20 protein-coding genes and 1 tRNA gene are annotated in these 17,848 nt (G+C 50.6%); 16 read left to right on the top strand and 5 right to left on the bottom strand.

What is annotated here, in order from left to right:
• Positions 1-9: 9 nt before the first annotated feature.
• From ABD028_RS17415 to ABD028_RS17400, 4 genes are read left to right on the top strand one after another with little or no spacing between them, the layout of a single operon-like run.
• Positions 10-876: a glycosyltransferase gene (locus ABD028_RS17415; RefSeq protein WP_343846585.1), complete on the top strand. Its 867-nt coding sequence runs from the start codon at positions 10-12 to the stop codon at positions 874-876.
• A gap of 17 nt (positions 877-893) precedes the next feature.
• Complete coding sequence (locus tag ABD028_RS17410) at positions 894-2,189, top strand: MATE family efflux transporter (protein WP_343846583.1); 1,296 nt, start codon at positions 894-896, stop codon at positions 2,187-2,189.
• Between the two features lie 46 nt (positions 2,190-2,235).
• The gene (locus ABD028_RS17405) at positions 2,236-2,904 is read left to right on the top strand and encodes an acyltransferase (protein ID WP_343846581.1); all 669 of its coding nucleotides are present in this window, start codon (positions 2,236-2,238) and stop codon (positions 2,902-2,904) included.
• A 52-nt stretch (positions 2,905-2,956) separates the two neighbouring features.
• Positions 2,957-4,195 carry an acyltransferase family protein gene (locus ABD028_RS17400; protein WP_343846579.1) on the top strand — a complete coding sequence of 413 codons (1,239 nt, stop codon included), beginning with the start codon at positions 2,957-2,959 and terminating at the stop codon, positions 4,193-4,195.
• A gap of 42 nt (positions 4,196-4,237) precedes the next feature.
• On the opposite strand, the gene ABD028_RS17395 is transcribed toward ABD028_RS17400, so the two are convergent.
• Positions 4,238-4,312 (bottom strand) — tRNA-Arg (locus tag ABD028_RS17395).
• Positions 4,313-4,382: 70 nt separating this feature from the next.
• Positions 4,383-5,519: a flagellar assembly protein T N-terminal domain-containing protein gene (locus ABD028_RS17390; RefSeq protein WP_343846578.1), complete on the bottom strand. Its 1,137-nt coding sequence runs from the start codon at positions 5,517-5,519 to the stop codon at positions 4,383-4,385.
• 166 nt (positions 5,520-5,685) lie between these two features.
• Here ABD028_RS17390 and ABD028_RS17385 point away from each other — a divergent pair, with 166 nt between their 5' ends.
• Positions 5,686-6,141 carry an LPP20 family lipoprotein gene (locus ABD028_RS17385; protein ID WP_102795766.1) on the top strand — a complete coding sequence of 152 codons (456 nt, stop codon included), beginning with the start codon at positions 5,686-5,688 and terminating at the stop codon, positions 6,139-6,141.
• A gap of 196 nt (positions 6,142-6,337) precedes the next feature.
• On the opposite strand, the gene ABD028_RS17380 is transcribed toward ABD028_RS17385, so the two are convergent.
• From ABD028_RS17380 to flgA, 3 genes are all read right to left on the bottom strand, one after another.
• The gene (locus ABD028_RS17380) at positions 6,338-6,751 is read right to left on the bottom strand and encodes a flagellar protein FlgN (RefSeq protein WP_343846672.1); all 414 of its coding nucleotides are present in this window, start codon (positions 6,749-6,751) and stop codon (positions 6,338-6,340) included.
• Between the two features lie 6 nt (positions 6,752-6,757).
• Positions 6,758-7,090 (bottom strand): flagellar biosynthesis anti-sigma factor FlgM, encoded by a 333-nt coding sequence (gene flgM, locus ABD028_RS17375; protein ID WP_102795764.1) that lies wholly within the window; start codon positions 7,088-7,090, stop codon positions 6,758-6,760.
• 180 nt (positions 7,091-7,270) lie between these two features.
• Entirely contained in the window at positions 7,271-7,966 is a 696-nt protein-coding gene (gene flgA, locus ABD028_RS17370) for a flagellar basal body P-ring formation chaperone FlgA (protein WP_343846575.1), read from the bottom strand.
• A gap of 158 nt (positions 7,967-8,124) precedes the next feature.
• Here flgA and ABD028_RS17365 point away from each other — a divergent pair, with 158 nt between their 5' ends.
• The 11 genes from ABD028_RS17365 to flgJ all read left to right on the top strand — a co-directional run bounded on the left by ABD028_RS17365 (position 8,125) and on the right by flgJ (position 17,777).
• Positions 8,125-9,048, top strand: a complete 924-nt coding sequence (locus ABD028_RS17365) for a chemotaxis protein CheV (protein ID WP_102795762.1) — start codon at positions 8,125-8,127, stop codon at positions 9,046-9,048.
• Between the two features lie 14 nt (positions 9,049-9,062).
• Complete coding sequence (locus ABD028_RS17360; RefSeq protein WP_343846573.1) at positions 9,063-9,896, top strand: CheR family methyltransferase; 834 nt, start codon at positions 9,063-9,065, stop codon at positions 9,894-9,896.
• A 102-nt stretch (positions 9,897-9,998) separates the two neighbouring features.
• On the top strand, positions 9,999-10,400 hold the full coding sequence (gene flgB, locus ABD028_RS17355) for a flagellar basal body rod protein FlgB (RefSeq protein WP_343846572.1): 402 nt from the start codon (positions 9,999-10,001) through the stop codon (positions 10,398-10,400).
• Positions 10,400-10,822 carry a flagellar basal body rod protein FlgC gene (gene flgC / locus ABD028_RS17350; RefSeq protein ID WP_102795759.1) on the top strand — a complete coding sequence of 141 codons (423 nt, stop codon included), beginning with the start codon at positions 10,400-10,402 and terminating at the stop codon, positions 10,820-10,822. The genes flgB and flgC overlap by 1 nt, the downstream gene beginning before the upstream one ends.
• Positions 10,823-10,840: 18 nt before the next feature.
• A complete protein-coding gene (locus tag ABD028_RS17345; protein WP_102795758.1) occupies positions 10,841-11,530 on the top strand; it encodes a flagellar hook assembly protein FlgD in 690 nt (229 codons plus the stop codon).
• A 15-nt stretch (positions 11,531-11,545) separates the two neighbouring features.
• On the top strand, positions 11,546-12,961 hold the full coding sequence (flgE, locus tag ABD028_RS17340; protein ID WP_343846569.1) for a flagellar hook protein FlgE: 1,416 nt from the start codon (positions 11,546-11,548) through the stop codon (positions 12,959-12,961).
• A 516-nt stretch (positions 12,962-13,477) separates the two neighbouring features.
• Positions 13,478-14,221: a flagellar basal body rod protein FlgF gene (locus tag ABD028_RS17335; RefSeq protein ID WP_102795754.1), complete on the top strand. Its 744-nt coding sequence runs from the start codon at positions 13,478-13,480 to the stop codon at positions 14,219-14,221.
• Positions 14,222-14,246: 25 nt separating this feature from the next.
• On the top strand, positions 14,247-15,035 hold the full coding sequence (gene flgG / locus ABD028_RS17330) for a flagellar basal-body rod protein FlgG (RefSeq protein ID WP_102795753.1): 789 nt from the start codon (positions 14,247-14,249) through the stop codon (positions 15,033-15,035).
• Between the two features lie 14 nt (positions 15,036-15,049).
• Complete coding sequence (gene flgH, locus ABD028_RS17325; RefSeq protein ID WP_102795752.1) at positions 15,050-15,730, top strand: flagellar basal body L-ring protein FlgH; 681 nt, start codon at positions 15,050-15,052, stop codon at positions 15,728-15,730.
• Positions 15,731-15,738: 8 nt separating this feature from the next.
• Complete coding sequence (locus ABD028_RS17320) at positions 15,739-16,851, top strand: flagellar basal body P-ring protein FlgI (protein ID WP_343846566.1); 1,113 nt, start codon at positions 15,739-15,741, stop codon at positions 16,849-16,851.
• A 2-nt stretch (positions 16,852-16,853) separates the two neighbouring features.
• Positions 16,854-17,777, top strand: coding sequence for a flagellar assembly peptidoglycan hydrolase FlgJ (gene flgJ / locus ABD028_RS17315; RefSeq protein WP_343846670.1), 924 nt, complete (start codon positions 16,854-16,856; stop codon positions 17,775-17,777).
• Positions 17,778-17,848 lie beyond the last annotated feature (71 nt).

Raw genomic sequence — 17,848 nt, 5'->3', positions numbered from 1 at the left:
CCTTGTAGTATGAAAATCAGTGTTGTCATTCCTACTTATAACCGTAGTGATTTGTTAAACAAAACCCTGACGTCGTTGGTCAGCCAGACCCTGGACAAGTCATTGTATGAAGTGGTTGTGGTAGACGATGGTGGGGTGGATGACTCCCGCGCTGTTTGCGAACAGTTTCAAGCGCAAATAAACGTCCGATATTTATGGCAACAAGACCTGGGTTTCCGGGCGGGTAAAGCCCGTAATCTGGGCATAACCTACGCAGAGGGCAAGTATATTGTGCTGCTGGATTGCGGCATTGTGCTGTCGCCATCCGGGCTGGCCCTGCACCTGGAACGGCACGAAGCGGACGAGTATGCCAAAGTCATTATCGGCTATGTATATGGTTTCGGTGCAACAGGCAGCGACGCCGAGCTACTGAAACAATGCATTAATGCCGACGACGTGGAAAAAGCCATTCAGCTTGCCAAGGAAAAAGGCCTGTATGACATTCGCCAGAGCCAATATGACGATCTGGGCGACAACATTTCGGCATGGCCAGCGCCTTTTGATATTTTCTGGACCGCCCATGTGTCGGCTGAGCGTCAGGCACTGATTGGTGCTGGCCTGTTTGATGAAGGCTTTAACAGCTGGGGCGGGGAGGACGTTGAACTGGGGATCCGGCTGTTTAAACACAACAACAAGTTTGAACTGGACAAGGACATTTGCTCCATTCACTGGCCACATCAGGCAGATGACGCCGAGCTTGATGACAAGGTCAGGCAGGCCGGGGTCGCGCGGCTTAAAATCAAAGCCATGCACAATCTGTGGCAAACATCTTTCTATGACCGGGAACTGGGAGATGCCATTTATTCGCTGAATCGGGTGATTCGGGCATTTGCCTGAGAGTAAGGGGCTAACGCATGTTTACCAGAACCCTGCTTTTTATGGCGATACCCATCGCCATACAAACCTTGTTGTTCTCGTCCAAATCCTTTGTCGACACGCTGCTGCTGGCCGAAGTCAGCATGGAGGCGGTGTCGGCCACCGGCATTATCGGTCGGGTGATGCTGGTGGCCATTATTACATTGCTTGGTGTTTCTACCGGCGGTGGTTATGTGGCGGCACAATGTGCCCAGGATACCGGCAAGTTAAACTCTGCCACCCTGACGACCTTTGTTATCAGCTTAGCCCTTTGCGCCCTGATTGTTTTTGGCCTGCTGCTATTTGACGGCGCGGTGATAGCAATGTTTAGCCAAAGCGCTGTGGTTCAGCAACAGGCCGGGCTTTATCTGGACATTGTGCTGTGGAGCCTGCCACTTTTGTGTTTTTCATCGGTGGCGGCTAGCTACTTGCGCATTGCCGGTTACTCAAACTGGGTGTCGGGCATTATCAGCCTGGGTGTGCTGATTAATCTGGCGGTCAGTGCCGTGCTGATTTATGACTATGGCCAGGGCATTGAAGGTGCGGCCTATGGCACTTTGGTCGGCGGAGTATTTGAAGTACTGGCATTAGGCGTATTCTTGCTGATTAAAGGCATTAATCCGTGCCGTTCGGTGTTTTTCAGTCGCAGGCAATTTGCCCTGATCCGCGAGCAAATTGTTACTGCTACCTCATCTGGCTTAGTGTGGTCGTTAGGGGCCTTTCTGTTTTATTCGTTCTTAGGTCGCAGCAGTCCACAGGCCTTGCACGCTATCAGCATCATTATTCCCATCGAAAGCCTGTTGTTGTCGCTGACCATGGGCATTGCCACTGCATCCAGCATTTTGATTGGCAAGGCCATACCGCATGAGCCCAGAACGCATATTAACAGCAAGTCTGTTAGTGCCATCCTGCTGTGTATCGGCTGTGTCACCCTGATTGTTTTGCTGTTCAGCTTGTTCAGGGACAGCGTTGTTGGCTATTTCAGCCCGGAGCACAACTCACAGGTGTTGAATGATTTTGTCACCCTGATGCTGATCGGCGTGGTGATTAAGTCGTTATCCATTCAAACCATGAACGGTGTGATCCGCAGCGGCGGTGATGGTCAGTTCTGTATGAAACTGGATATTGTGATGCAGTGGCTGATTATCATTCCCAGCAGTTTTGTGATGCTGAAGCTGGGCTACAGTGCCTTACATATCTATATGCTGGTGTTAGTGGAGGAAGCGGTAAAGGCCGTTGTCTCGCTCTATCGCTTTAAAAGCGGCAAATGGTGCCGCAATCTCAGCCTGGCCTGATTTTTACAATAACCCGCTCAACCGAGCATTACATGGAGTCGCAGCAATGCCAATGTATCAAAATATCTACCTGCAGGATGATGCCAATGCGTCGGCCACCGCCCTGAGCATGGGGGAGCAGTGTTATTGTTCGGGAGAAATGGATGTCACCTTAACCTGGGTAACGGATCCGTCATTCAGTGGTAAGGATATTCATGCTGACTTGTTTGAGAACTGTATCAGCATCGGCAAGTACTGCTATCTGGAAAGTCTCAATCGTATGGCGTTTCAAAATGGTCCGGTGAAGCTGACCAGTGTAAAGGTCAATAATGGCAAGCCAGGGCGCATCAAAATCGGTAATCAGGTGGGCTTGCAGGGCACCGCCATTGTGGCCTATGAATTGGTGGAGATTGAGGACCGGGTCACCTTCGGGCCAGGGGTAACGGTGATGGACAGCAGCGGTCACCCGCTGACAGGCCGGGGGCTGGACGATGAAGCCGCGCGTATCCGTGCCAAGCCGGTACTGATTAAACAGGATGCCTGGATTGGACTGGGAGCGGTGATTTTAAAAGGAGTGACCATCGGGCGCGGCGCGGTGATTGGTGCCGGTGCCGTGGTTAGCAGCGATATACCTGACTACTGTGTCGCGCAGGGCAATCCGGCCAAAGTGGTAAAACAGCTTGATCCCTTGCAGCATCAGTCTACCAAGGCTGAAGTGCTGGCGGGGACGGTTTAGGTAGCGGTCCTGCTAAGCAGATATTTGAAGTGATGTAGTTAAGGAGCCTTTTGTGAAGGATTCACCGACGCGTTTTGGCCTTTCTGGTCAGGCGGCCGAAAGCTTGCCAGCCCTGACGGCACTGCGTGGTATTGCCGCCTTGTTAGTGGTGGCGTTTCATTTCGATATTTTTATTGCCCGCTTGCTGCCTGGTGGACTGACCCCCGCTTCAGGCAAGTTATACCTGATGGTGGATCTGTTTTTTGTCCTCAGCGGTTTTATTATGTGCCATGTGTATGGCCATCAGTTTAGTCAGGGTTGGTGTAAACAAACGTTCCGCCGTTTTATCCTGGCACGCTTTGCCCGTATTTACCCGCTGCATCTGTTTAGCTTGGTACTGGTCATCGGGCTTTGGGCACTGATGTACCTGACCGACAGTTTTAACCGGATGTTTGAGCTGACTTACGATATCAGCGCCTTGCCCGCCCATTTATTGTTGTTGCAGGCAGCAGGGACGCACAACGAAGCGACCTGGAATTCCCCCTCCTGGTCAATCAGTGTGGAATGGATGGTGTATTTTTTGTTTCCCTGGCTGGCTCTGTTATTGGCTAAGGGCAACAAAGCCACGCCCTGGCTGCTGCTGTTATTTTGTGCTGCCGGGTATCTGGCCATAATGTTTTATTTTCAGCCGGCTTACTGGGCCAGGCGCTGGGATCTGCTGGGGATCCCGGTTGAATATCCTTATCCCACCGGGACCATAGATGTGCTGACCGGCTCTGCTATTTTGCGTTGCCTGTGCGGATTTATCCTGGGCATGCTTTGCCATCGTGTTTATATGTTGGGCATGGCAGCTAAATGGGCTACCCGGCGTTTTTTGCCTTGGTTAATCATCTTGGTGCTGGTAGCGGGGTGGCATGGACAGTGGTTGATTGACCCGCTGGCGGTAGTGCTGTTCACCGGGTTAATACTTTGCCTCGCTAATTCGCCGAAGGGCAATGGTAAAGGCCTGGAACGGCCCGTTTGGCAATGGCTGGGGGATATTTCCTATTCCATGTATCTACTGCATATGCCGATGATCTTTGCCTTTATTGGCGTGCGCCGCGCCCTCTATCAGCCTGATCCGTTAGCCCTGCCGATGGGCTACGATTTAACCCTGTGGCAAAGCTGGGGATTGCTGGCACTGATGTTTGTACTGCTGTGTTTGTTCTCAACCCTGAGTTACCGCTATATCGAAAACCCGGCCAGGTATTGGCTCAAACGCCGCTTCAGTCAAAGTGGGGTGACACAGGGGCCGTTCTTGGTTATGAAGTAAAAATCAGGACTTGATATGGACTATACGCAGAAGATTCTAGAATGGCGTCCCCACCAGGAATCGAACCTAGATCTAGCCCTTAGGAGGGGCTCGTTTTATCCATTAAACTATGGGGACCTTGCCGTTGCTCAGTTAAGTGACTGAGCAGGCTGGGCATTATTACCTAAGGTTTAGGGGATTTAAACCCCTAACGTTTAGATACAAAGTCATTTGGCTGAATATTGGCCAGCGGTGCGCCGCTGGCAGATTCCACCACGGCATATTGCTGTTGAACCTGAGTGACAACAACCTCTACCGGGTGCAGGAAATACTGGTAATGGCTGTTACCCAGTTGGTCCATAAACTGATTCAGCTTAAACAGCCTGAGCTTGTCGCCGCGGTTAACCCCTTGCTGCTGACCAAGGTCAATCGTGAGCTGTTCATTGTTAACCTGCAATACCCGGCCATTGGCCGGCAGGCAGGCCACTTCTTCGTCGATGCGCTGGGCAAGGTTATTCAGCAGATCGTTAATCGCCAGACCATAGCTGGATTGCCAGAATTGGTGACTGGCCGGTTGCACGCTTTGATGCAGGTCATAGGGCCAGGGCGCACTGGTATGAAACGTCTCATTTAACAATAATTCGCCGGTCATGCCGTCAATCAGCATGGCATTTAAGGCAAACTGACGTTCGATGCTGGCCGAGCGCCAGAAGGTCAGTGTTCCGGGTTCGTCCTGTTGGTGACTGAGGTCGGTAATTTGTGCCAATAACACCAGTTGCCCGTAGTTTTTCCTGCTCAGTCCCATGGCCTGGCTACCTGGATGCAGGTCGGGCTTGATGTAAAAGTCCTCAATGGTGCTTAGCTGCAGATGGCGGCTGGACAGCGCCATGGCTTTACGCAATTTACCCGGCAAGACTTTGCCTAAATCAAACATCTCGCCCAGTGTGGCCTGACGTTTATCCGCAATGGGAAACCAACTGGTGACAAGACGTTTACGGTAATCTGCGGCGCTGCACTGACTGTCCTGCGGGAAAATATCGGCACGAATGGACACGGTCACAATATCGTCCTGGTAGATTTCATTGATCAACTCAACCCGGTCAACCTCACCACTGGCGCGAATTTCAAAGCGATCATCCTGCAACAGGCCATTGGCCAGTTTTTGTACCGAGCTGACTCTGGCACCGGCAAACATCAGGGCCTGTTTGATGGCTTCCTGAGTAGCCAGTTGTCTGGCTTGTTGTTTGTCGCCCTGTACAACCACGGCCTGGCCGCTGGCTTCAAACCAAATGGCCTGACTCACTGGGCTGATCAGCAAAAACAGCAGCAACAGACATTGTTTCACGTAGGTACCTTCAGGGTGGAAAACGTTTGTCACCGACTATGCACAATATATACCGTTTTAGTCGGACAAAACTTTGACGTTAATCGGTACGTATTTTGCTTAACTTAAGAGTGTTCAGATAATTAATGACGGGGCTTATAGCTCTGTACACACTTCGAGGTGGACAATGCGCATCCTGGGATATGGCCTGTTGATGATTTTACTGGGTGGTTGTTCGAGCCTGTATGATAAGCAGGTGGAATGGGAATATATCGAACCCGCCACTTATCCTGTACTGCAGGCTGTGGGGTATGCCCCCATTGCAGAGCAACAGGGCAGTTCCGATACCTTAAAAATGCTGCAGGCCATTAAAGCTTCTAAGCTGGATGCTTACCGGGAACTGGCTGAGCAGGTATACGGTCAGCGCTTATCCGGCCAGGAGAGTTTGTCTAATCTGGTGTTGAGCAATGCCCAGTTGAAGTCGTCGGTGGATGGCGTGATCCGTGGAGCCAAAGTGGTTAAAAGTTATGCGGTAGACGACAACACTTATGCCACAGAACTGGAGCTGGATATGCGTAAAGTACATGACATCTACCTGGCGGTAGCTAAGCCCAAGCGGGTTAAAAAGGTCCGCTACTACTAGACGTAAATTATAACCACAGAGCTACAGAGAACACTGAGATAGCCAATCATTCACTACAGATGCTGGCTTCTGTGCAATCGCACGCCGCAGTATTTAGGGGCAGATATTCAAGTAACAAACTGAGTTTGTTGAAAACTCAGTGTTCTCTGTGGCTCTGTGGTCATAAGTTTTTGTACTAGGGAAATAGCTGAGGAGCTTAAGCGCTGACTCCGCCGCCACGGTTGCCGGAATGTTTTCTACCCGCCTTATCATAGGTCAGGCTTTCTTTGGCGCGGGATTCAATAATCAAACTACGGAGGTGTTCCAAACGCAGTTGACCCTGTTCTACCGCGGTGGCATTAATCTGGGTGCGGTACTGACAATCTTTGACCAGATTCAGAATCTCGGATTTCAATTCTTGCTGTTGTGGTAATAGTGGATCAGGTAACAGCTTACCGAGCTGCTCATCCTGTAACTGAATTTGCTCCAGCAGCGTTTCTTTTTCCTTCACCAGACTGATCAAGGCTTCGGCGTCACGGCTGCTGATTTGGTGAAGTTCATTGTCGAGCAACAGTTGTAACTGCAACAGGGCATCTTTCTGCTTGTTTAACAGTTCCAGGCTCTGCTGCATCGACACTTAAGATTTCACTCCAAACAGTTCACCTTCCAGTTTGGCGATTTTCTGTGCCAGCACTTCCGGGTTTACTTTGTATTCACCGGACTGGATAGCGCGCTTCAGACGATCGACCTTATCCTGATTAACCGGAGCATCATTGCCTTTCTTTTGAACCTGCGCCAACTGCTGGGCAGACTGGGTCAGCGACACTGAATCCTGCCTGGGGGCAGTTGTCTGTGCCTTGGCCTGTGTTGCCTGGGCGGCCGCCTGGTTTTGCGCCTGTTGCTGCTGATTCAGCTTCTGGCTGTCCACCTGCGGCTTATTTACATTACCGTTGATGTTGTTAATAGACATACTCACATCCACTACCTGATAAACCTCTGCTCATGTTATCGGCAGATGCAGACTTTACTTTAGCAAATTATTTAGCCACTCACACCTTTTGCAAACGCTTGCAAACCGCTTTATTGCGGTGGCTGACCATAGTATCGGCCGCTTTGTTGAAATAATAAGCACAACAGGGGCGTTAGCCGCTTAAATTCCTACCGCCACTTCCATTGCGCTGACCACACGAGCGCCAATCAGTTTGTCGGAACTGGCATTTTTTACCAAGATGGTGTCACCGATATTACCATCTTGCTGGGCCACGCCGCTGGTTTTAATAAAAAGTCCGGCGGCAGCTGCACGAATCACGATACTGTCGCCCTTGCACACATAGCAAAGCAGTCCGGGCTCAATCGGCTGCCCCGGGCGAAGTCGCCTTTTGCTTCTGGCCCCTGTTAGCTCTTCAATGGCCGAGTAGGTGGTGCTGCGCAATTGCCCCAGTTCCATTTCCACCACTTCCAACTGCGTATCATCCAGCAGAGTACCAGGAGAAATCGGTACTTTGCTAACCACCACGGGCTGAACCTGCCGCACCTTGACCATCACATACAAAAACCAGTTGTTGGCCGGGCAACTCACTTTAACGGTAACGTTAGACTGGGTCAGGCTATTTTCGCTGGCCTGCGCCGTAAAGGGCGTGTCGCATTGTGGCACCTGTAATCTTTCGTCAACTTCCGCTGCCATCACATTCAGGCGGGTATCTTCAGAGGATAAGGCGGTAACACGCTCAAACACATACTGCCTGGCGGCATCACGCACAGCCTGATGGGGGGATGAATTATCCACCGGATCGGCGAATAGTTCGGCGTTTTGCCCCAGTAAAAGAAAAAATATCAATATTCTCATGACACTAGCTAAATTATTCATGTCTACTTCAAGCCACTTTGGCTATGCTTAATGGCAAATTCTAGTAACATAGCTTGGTATGACTGCCGGGTTATTGTCGGATTACAGTAGTTAGGGCAAGTATTGTGCCTGAATTGCAATATCACTGAGGTGGTTTTATGGCGGGGATCCTTGATTCGGTTAACCAGCGCACGCAACTCGTAGGTCAGAACAGGCTGGAGTTATTACTGTTTAAGTTGCGGGGACGCCAGCGTTTTGGCATCAACGTCTTCAAAGTCCGGGAGGTACTGCAGTGCCCACCGCTCACAGCTATGCCGAGGCTGAACAAGTTTGTACGGGGTATCGCGCATATCCGCGGGCAGACTATTTCGGTCATCGACCTGAGTTTGGCCACCGGTGGCAAACCCATCGAAGATATTGCAAAGTGCTTTATCATCATTGCCGAATACAATCGCTCAGTGCAGGGCTTTTTGGTCAACTCGGTGGAACGCATCATTAATATTAACTGGGATTCCATCATGCCACCGCCAAAAGGGGCAGGGCGCGCCAGTTATTTGACGGCCGTTACCGAAGTGGACAAGGAGTTGGTGGAAATCCTCGATGTGGAAAAGATCCTCAATGAGATTTCGCCGCTTAATACCGATGTCAGTGCGTCTGTCACCGAAGGCCTGGATGTATCCGGCATTCAGGATAAAATTATCTTTATTGCAGATGACTCATCGGTGGCACGCAATCAGGTAACGAAGGCGCTGACCAGCCTGGGGTTAAAAATCGAAGCGGCCAAAAACGGTATGGAGGCCCTGGTAAGGTTACGTGAGCTGGCGGAAGAAACCGGCGATGTCACCGACAAAGTCGGCGTACTGGTATCTGACATTGAGATGCCGGAAATGGATGGCTACACTCTGACTGCGGAGATTAAAAATTCCCCCGAGCTGAAAAATCTCCATGTGGTTTTGCACACTTCTCTAAGTGGTGTATTTAATCAGGCAATGGTGAAGAAGGTTGGAGCGGACGACTTTATCGCTAAGTTCCACCCGGATGAACTGGCCAACTCGGTTAAAAAATGGTTAGGTCTTGAATAGTTTGAGAATAATTTGTGCCTGATAAAGAAATAGGAAACCAGGATTATGCCTTGTTCCGGGATTATCTGGAGCGTCAGTGCGGTATAGTGCTGGGTGACAATAAACAGTATTTAGTGCGCAGCAGACTATCCCCTTTGCTACGCCGTTTTGATTTACCTGACTTACCCCAATTGATCAACAATGTGGTGAATGGCCGGGATCGCACCTTGCGAGAAGCGGTTATTGATGCCATGACCACCAATGAAACCTTGTGGTTTCGGGATACCTACCCCTTTGAATTATTGAAGAATGAGCTGTTGCTTAAGTTTAAAGGAAAAACTGGCCCATTGCGCATCTGGTCTGCTGCCTGTTCATCTGGTCAGGAGCCTTATTCCATCTCGATGTGCATACTGGAATTTTTACAGCGTAATCCTGGTGCTTTTCCAGGGGGCGTGCAGATAATTGGGACAGACATCTCTTCGGATATGCTTAACCGTTGTAAGCAGGCTGAATACGACAATCTGTCGCTGTCACGGGGATTGTCCGAAGAGCGTAAACGGCAATTTTTTGAACCTACCGCCAATGGCACCATGCGGCTAAAATCCCAGGTCACCAGTATGGTATCGTTCAGGCCGATTAATTTACTGGAGTCATATGCCTCGTTGGGGAAATTTGATCTGGTCTTTTGTCGCAATGTGCTGATCTATTTCTCTGCCCAGATTAAATCGCAAATACTGCAACAAATTGCCGCCGGCCTGCAAAAGGATGGAATTTTGTTCCTCGGTGCTTCGGAATCCATGTCTGGCTTGTCAGAAGCCTTTACCATGGTACGCTGCAATCCTGGTTTGTATTACGCCAAAAAACAATAACTTACCTTAACTTCTCCAAAGTGCCGGTTTGATGACATCATTAAACTGGCATATCTATTGCTAAGTTTTTGCCAAGACAAACTCCGTGGTAAGGAGAACAAGGTGGCAATCAGCTTAGATAAATTAGTCGGCTTGCATCATCGCGCCCTTCAGGTACGTACCGAGAAGATGGAAGTGATGTCAGGTAACCTGGCCAATGCCAATACCCCTGGCTACAAAGCCCGCGATATTGACTTTAAAACCGCCATGCAGGCGGCTCAGACCGAGCTCACCTCCAGTTTATCCCGTACCCACGAAAAACACTTTGCTGTCGAGGTACGTAATCCTGGTGAGCTGATGTACCGGGTACCTACTCAGCCGGATACCGGCGATGGCAATACCGTGGATGTGCAAGCGGAGCGAAATGCCTTTTTAGATACCGGTATGCGTTATCAGGCCGGTATCGAATTTCTCAATGGCAAATTCAAAGGCTTTAAGAAGGCCTTAAGTGGAGGGCAAGCCTGATGAGCCTGTTTAACATTATGAATATCGCCAGCACCGGCATGAGTGCTGAGTCGGTCCGGCTAAATACCACTGCCAGTAATATTGCCAACGCCAACAGCGTCAGCAGCAGTATTGATCAAACCTATCGCGCCCGTAAGCCGGTATTTGCCGCAGAAATGCAGCGCGCCATTGACGATCAAACAGCCGGCAGTGGCGTAAAAGTGCTGGGTGTGGTGGAAAGCGACCGGCCGCTGCAGGTGGAATACAGCCCTGGCCATCCGATGGCCGACAAAGACGGCTATATCTACAAACCCAATGTCAATATTGTCGAAGAAATGGCCGACATGATGTCAGCGTCCAAGGCCTATGAAACCAATGTGCAAGTTGCTGATACCACCAAGCGGATCTTCCGCCGTGTATTGCAGCTTGGTCAGGGTCAGTAAGCCTCTGAGGATTAACTTATGGCAGATTCAGTAAGCAATAACCAGGATATCCGCGACCTCTACTGGCCGCAGGAAAGCAAGGTGCCGGAAAACACCAACGGTCAGCTTAAGCAGGAAGATTTCTTTGCCTTGCTAACCGAACAATTGGCCCAGCAGGACCCCACCAAGCCGGTGGACAATGATCAGATGATCGCGCAGATGACCAGCTTCACTATGGCCGACAGCCTGACCAAGCTGCAAACCAGTTTTGAAGGCTTTGCCGCTAATATGAACTCCAGTCAGGCCCTGGCCGCGTCCGGGCTGATTGGTCAGCAGGTATTGGTAATTGGTGATAAAGCCAGCCTGGCAGATAGCGAAAATGCCGAGGTATCCGGGGTGATTATCAATGAAAAAGCCGCCCATGATATGAAGATCACCATCGAAGATAACAGCGGGCAAACGGTGCGGACTATGACCCTGGGCTCCAAAGAGCCAGGCAATATCGAATTTAACTGGGATGGTACGGATAACAGCGGCAACCCCTTGCCGCCCGGCAACTACACCATTACCGCGACGGCCAAGGTGGGAGAAAAGCGCATTGATCTGCCCACCGCCATTAACCGTCATGTCAATAGCGTCAGCCTGGCGTCAAGCAGCCAGGGTGTCATTCTCAATCTGGCCGGCGAAGAGAGCGTTAAGCTTTCTGATGTTCTGCAGATTGGCAGCTGATAGGAGAGAACCAAGATGTCCTTCAATATTGCATTAAGTGGTGTAAACGCCGCCCAGCGCGACCTGGATACCACCGCCAATAATATTGCCAACGTCAATACCGTCGGCTTTAAACAGTCCCGTGCTGAATTTGGTGATGTGTATGCTACGTCTTTGCTGGCCGGTTCCAGAACTAAAGTCGGCGATGGGGTATTAACCCAGGAAGTGGCCCAGCAATTTAGCCAGGGAGCGTTGCAATTTACCGAAAGTGCCCTGGATCTGGCCATTAGCGGTAACGGCTTTTTTGCCCTGGCCCCGGATCTTTCCTCGCGGGACTTCTCTTATACCCGTGCCGGTATGTTTAAACTCAACTCGGAAAACTATGTGGTCAACTCTGCCAGTCAGCATTTGCTGGGTTTTCCTGTTAATGCTGATGGAAGTTCTGCTTCTGTAGCCACCAGTACTATGGTGCCGATTCGTGTGCCGGATTCTTCTGGTGCCCCGCAGGCCACTACTGAGGTGGATATGAAAATGAACCTACCGGCTGGTGCAGTGGGGTTGGATCCAACCCAGTTTGACCCTGCGGATCAGCTTAGCTATCACGCCAAGACCTCTATTACCGTCTATGATTCATTGGGTGACAGTCATGTGCAGACCTTTTACTTCATTAAAGACGTAAATGCACCTGCTGCCAGTCCGAATGAGTGGATTATGTTGACTGCAGTCGATGATACATTAGTCAATATCACTAATGATGATGGTACAACAGTACCTGCTTTGCCGCCTCCAGCAGTTCCCGGTCCCGCAGATGCGAGAAACTTTGCAGGTACAGCGACTGGTAACCCCGTTACTGGTGCCCGACTAATATTTGGCAGTGGTGGAGATTTCACTGGTATTCAGTCGGCAAATGGTACTAATCAGCCCGATTTCAAATTAACAACTGAAGCTTTGGGTGCTATTTTGACCAATGGTTCAGACCAAACTCAAACACTTAGTATTGATTTTAACTTTTCTGTTGGGCCTCAAACTCCTGAAGAACCAACGCAATATGCCGACCCCTTTGTTGCAACTACCTTGTCACAAGATGGTCTGGCGGTTGGTCGCTTAACCGGTATTGAAATCAATAAAGATGGTTTGGTACTGGCCAAGTACTCAAACGGCACCTTTGACCCTATTGCCAGAATTGGCTTAATTCGCTTTGCCAATGAACAGGGTCTGACCCAGCAAAGCAATACCCAATGGAAGGAAAGTATTCTGTCCGGCGAAGCCCTGGCGGGTGAGGCCACCACCGGCACCTATGGGGATATTAACTCCCAGGCGCTGGAGTCGGCCAACGTCAATCTAACCACTGAACTGATTGATATGATCGTCGCCCAGCGTAACTTCCAGGCTAACTCCCGTGCCCTGGAAGTGAATAACCAGTTAAATCAGACGGTATTGAATATTCGCTAGAGATAAATAGTTAGGAGAGAAGCGAAAGGAGTAAGGTGGCTTGCCGTCTTACTCCTTCTTTTTTATTGCGAAATACACAAAAAACACAAAAGTGTTTAGCGCTGATAAAGCCATCTAAGTTATTGACTTATAGCGTCTTTGTGAGACAGTGGATTCAGCTGAATTGCGCGTTCATGCATCAGGATTTGGCAAAAGCCTATGGCCGCCGGATATTAGATTGCAGAGCGATTCGCTATACTGAGCTTCACATTAGCGCTTCGCATTCTGTTTTTTGTCGGAATAAATTCCGACCCACTGTGGGTTGGGCTTTAGCCCAACAATAGAATGAAAAAAGCTATATTTACCAAAAGATAAAAACCATCGATATATCAAAGTGCTGGTTCAGCATTTTTTCCTCACACCTCACACCTCACACCTCACACCTCACACCTCACACCTCACACCTCACACCTCACGCATCCTGGCATCAAACTTGCTCTATTCAAACTAAGTGTTCACCTGAGTCAATAAACCGTCATGGACAAATTGCTCTATATTGCCGCCAGTGGTGCCAGGCAGGATCTGCTGGCAACCTCAGTGCGGGCCAATAATCTGGCTAATGCACAAACCAACGGCTTTAAAGCCCAGTTGGAGCAGGCCAGAGCCATGCCTGCGTTTGGCGAAGGGTTGCCGACGCGTGTATTTGCCATGACCGAAAGCCCCACCAATAACTACGAAGGCGGCGCCATGATCCGCACCGATCGTGACTTGGATGTGGCCATTCAAGGTGCAGGTTGGCTCAGCGTGCAGGATAAACAGGGTAACGAAGCCTATACCCGTGCCGGTAATTTGCAGGTCGGCCCGGATGGCTTGCTACAGGACGGTCACGGTAATCTGGTGATCGGTGATGGTGGCCCCATTGCGCTGCCGTTGCCCTTATCTAAAATTGATATTGCCAATGACGGCACTTTGTCTATCCGTCCGCAGGGCGCTCCGATTGAAGTATTGGAAGAAATCGGCCGGTTGAAGCTGGTCAATCCCAATGTGGCGGAAATGGAAAGGGGCAGCGATGGACTGTTCAGATTAAAGAGCGGCCAGCAGGCTGACGAAGACCTAAACGTGCGGCTGGCCAGTGGCACACTGGAGGGCAGCAATGTCAATCCGGTGGAAGAAATGGTCAGCATGATTAGCTTGCAGCGGCATTATGAGCTGCAAGTGAAATTAATGAAGGAAGCGGGGGAAAACGATACCCGGGCAAACCGCTTGCTGCAGATTTTGTAATGGTTAACTAAGGCGGAGGTGACCTATGCACCCAGCATTATGGATCAGTAAAACCGGCCTGGATGCGGCCCAAACCGATGTGTCGGTGGTGTCCAATAACCTGGCCAACGCCAGTACCATTGGGTTTAAAAAGGGCAGGGCAATCTTTGAGGATTTGCTTTACCAGAATATCAATCAACCGGGCGGCCGTTCTTCTGCCGATACCGAGTTGCCATCCGGCTTGATGCTGGGTGCAGGTTCTAAAGTGGTTTCAACGCAAAAAGCTTTTACCCAGGGCAACTTGCAAACTACAGATAACGCATTGGATATGATGGTGCAGGGCCGCGGCTTTTTTGAAATTCTGCAACCTGACGGCACCATTGCCTATACCCGCAATGGCCAGTTTACCTTAAATGAGAATGGTGAAATTGTGACACCTGGTGCGGGCTTTCAGTTGCAACCGGTGATTGCCGTACCAGAAGATGCCCAGCAGATTACTATTTCTCAGGATGGTCAGGTGTCTGCCACCATTCGTGGCCAGGCCGACCCTGTGGTATTAGGGCAAATCACTATCTCAGATTTTATTAATCCAACCGGCTTACAACCTATCGGACAGAACCTGTATGTAGAGACCGCCGTCAGTGGTGCGCCGCTGCAGGGTGTGCCGGGTCTGGCTGGATTTGGCACTATTATTCAGGGGGCATTGGAAACGTCCAATGTGAATGTGACCGAGGAATTGGTTAACCTGATTGAAAGCCAGCGTTTATACGAAATGAACTCTAAAGTGATTTCGTCGGTTGACCAGATGCTGGGTCAGGTTATTCAGCAGCTTTAATAAGGGTTAAGGTTATGAAAATCCTGATGTCCTTTACTTTGATGCTGTTGTTGGCGGCCTGCAGCAGTACTCAAACCAGACAGCCAATGCCCAATGATCCGTTCTTTGCGCCGGTGATGCCGGATATTCCCGAGCAGAAGGTTAATGACGACGGTTCTATTTTTCAGGATAACTTTTCCAGCAGCCTATACTCGGACGTTAAGGCCCGTCGTATTGGCGATATTATCACTGTGGTGCTCAGGGAAAATACCACGGCCAGAAAGTCTGCCGGAACCAATACCAACAGAACCAGTGAAATGGCATTGGATCCCATTACCGGATTGGGTGGCAACGCAGTCGCGATTGGCGGCGAGTCAGTGCAGCTTGGTGTAACGTCAGCCAATGACTTTCAAGGCTCAGCGACCGCCAATCAGAGTAACAACCTGGCAGGCAATATCTCGGTTACCGTGATCCAGGTGCTACCTAATCAAAACCTGGTGGTCAGGGGCGAAAAATGGCTGACCCTGAATAACGGTGATGAATATCTGCGCTTAACCGGTATTGTGCGAGCCGCGGATATCAGCCCGGAAAACGAGGTGAACTCCACCAAAATCGCCAATGCAAGAATCCAATACAGTGGTACAGGTACCTTTTCGCAGGCCCAGCAGCAAGGCTGGTTAACCCGCTTTTTCTCGTCTGAATGGTGGCCCTTCTAGGAGGCATTATGGCTAAGTTAGCGTATTTCTTAATAGCCGGTTTACTGCTTAGCGCGCCTATCCAGGCTGCCCAGCGTATTAAAGATTTGGTGTCTATTCAGGGGGTACGCAGTAACCAACTGGTGGGTTATGGCCTGGTGGTGGGGTTGCCGGGTACTGGCGAACAAAGCCCGTTTACTGAACAAAGCTTTCGCACCATGTTGTCTAATTTCGGCATTATGATGCCCAGTAATTTAAAACCCAAAATTAAGAACGTGGCTGCGGTGGCGGTACATGCAGAGTTACCACCTTTTATCAAACCCGGCCAAACCATTGATGTTACCGTCTCCTCAATCGGGGAAGCGGGCAGTCTGCGCGGTGGAACCTTGCTGCAGACGTTCTTAAAAGGCCTGGACGGTAATGTTTATGCGGTAGCTCAGGGCAGCCTGGTGGTTAGCGGCTTTGGTGCAGAAGGAGCCGATGGTTCGCGTATTGTGGCCAATACTCCCACGGTAGGCAGTATTGTCAATGGGGCGATTGTGGAGCGGTCTGTGCCCAGTGGCCTGATGCAAAACGATTACCTGACACTGAATTTGCACTATCCCGATTTTTCCACCGCCCGCAGTCTGGCCGAAGCCATTAACAAACGTCTTGGTGCCGATCCGGCCAATGGCTATGCCATAGCCACGCCCATTGATGCGGCATCAGTCAGGGTGTCGGCCCCAAGAGATGTTGGGCAACGTGTAGGCTTTCTGGCGACCCTGGAAAACTTTGAATTTGAACCTGCCGACGCTCCGGCCAAGGTGATTATTAACAGCCGCACCGGCACTATCGTGATTGGCAAGGATGTGCGCTTATTACCGGCAGCCGTGACTCACGGTGGCTTAACGGTGACAATTTCGGAAAATCAGCAGGTGTCTCAGCCCAATGCGCTGGCAGAGGGGGAAACGGTGGTCACGCCGCAGTCCGTGGTAGATGTGAATCTGGATGACAGCCGTATGTTTAAGTTTGACCCTGGCGTTACTCTCGATCAGTTAGTGCGTGCGGTTAATGAAGTTGGCGCCGCTCCAGGTGATTTGATGGCCATTCTTGAAGCGCTGCGTCAGGCCGGTGCGCTGCAAGGTCAACTGATAATAATCTGATGATGGAACAGACACTTTCTCTTAATCAACTGGAGCAGTCGCGCAATGTGCATGACCTTAAAGGTCTGGACAATTTGCGCCGCGCGGCTCAGGCGGGTGATAAGGGCGCGTTGGAAGAGGCGGCCAAACAGTTCGAGGCCATCTTTGTACGCATGATGCTAAAGTCAATGCGTGACGCCCAGGATGTGCTGGCCGATGAAGACAGCCCGTTTAATTCCCAGCAGGGTAAGTTTTACCGGGATATGCACGACCAGCAATTGGCAACAGATTTGGCATCTGGTGGCAGTCTGGGCCTGGCCGATCTGATCGTCAAGCAGTTAGGTCAGAATGTGGAAGGTTACACGCCAGCCAGTGTTCTTCGTAGTGACGGCAATCTGTCGGATATCAACCGCAGCCAAATCAAGGCATTGGACAGTATTCAGGCGCGCGCGCTGGGGCCGCTTAATCAGCCCGGCAATAAACAGCCGGCCTTTGCCGATGCCAAAGATTTTATTGCCGCCTTGTTACCACAGGCTGAGCAGGCTGCGGCGCAACTGGGGCTGGATCCCAGAGCTCTGGTGGCCCAGGCCGCGGTGGAAACCGGCTGGGGGCAGCAAATGATCCATCTGCCCTCTGGTCAGAACAGCCATAACCTGTTTGGGATCAAGGCCGACAAACGCTGGCAGGGAGATAAAGCGCTGGTCAATACCCTGGAATACCAGCAGGGTATGGCAAAACCGCAAAAAGCCGCATTCAGAGCCTATGATTCCTTTGCCGATTCAATGCAGGATTATGTGGATTTTATCCGCGATAACCCCAGATATCAGCAGGCCATCGGCCAATCTGCTGACAGCCGCCGTTATTTTCAGGAACTTCAGAAAGCGGGCTATGCCACCGATCCAAACTACAGTGACAAGATTATGCAGGTGATGGAGCGCTTGCCCTGATCTACATTTCTGGCGTAATTATTGCTTTGGTTTGTTCATGGTAACAAGGATTTGACGAGGCGGAGCCCGTC

The sequence above is a fragment of the Bowmanella denitrificans genome (assembly GCF_039522935.1).
In the GTDB taxonomy this organism is placed as follows: Bacteria; Pseudomonadota; Gammaproteobacteria; order Enterobacterales; family Alteromonadaceae; genus Bowmanella; species Bowmanella denitrificans.
The sequence above is the reverse complement of the archived record's forward strand: the minus strand, read 5'-3'. Positions and strand labels throughout refer to the sequence as shown.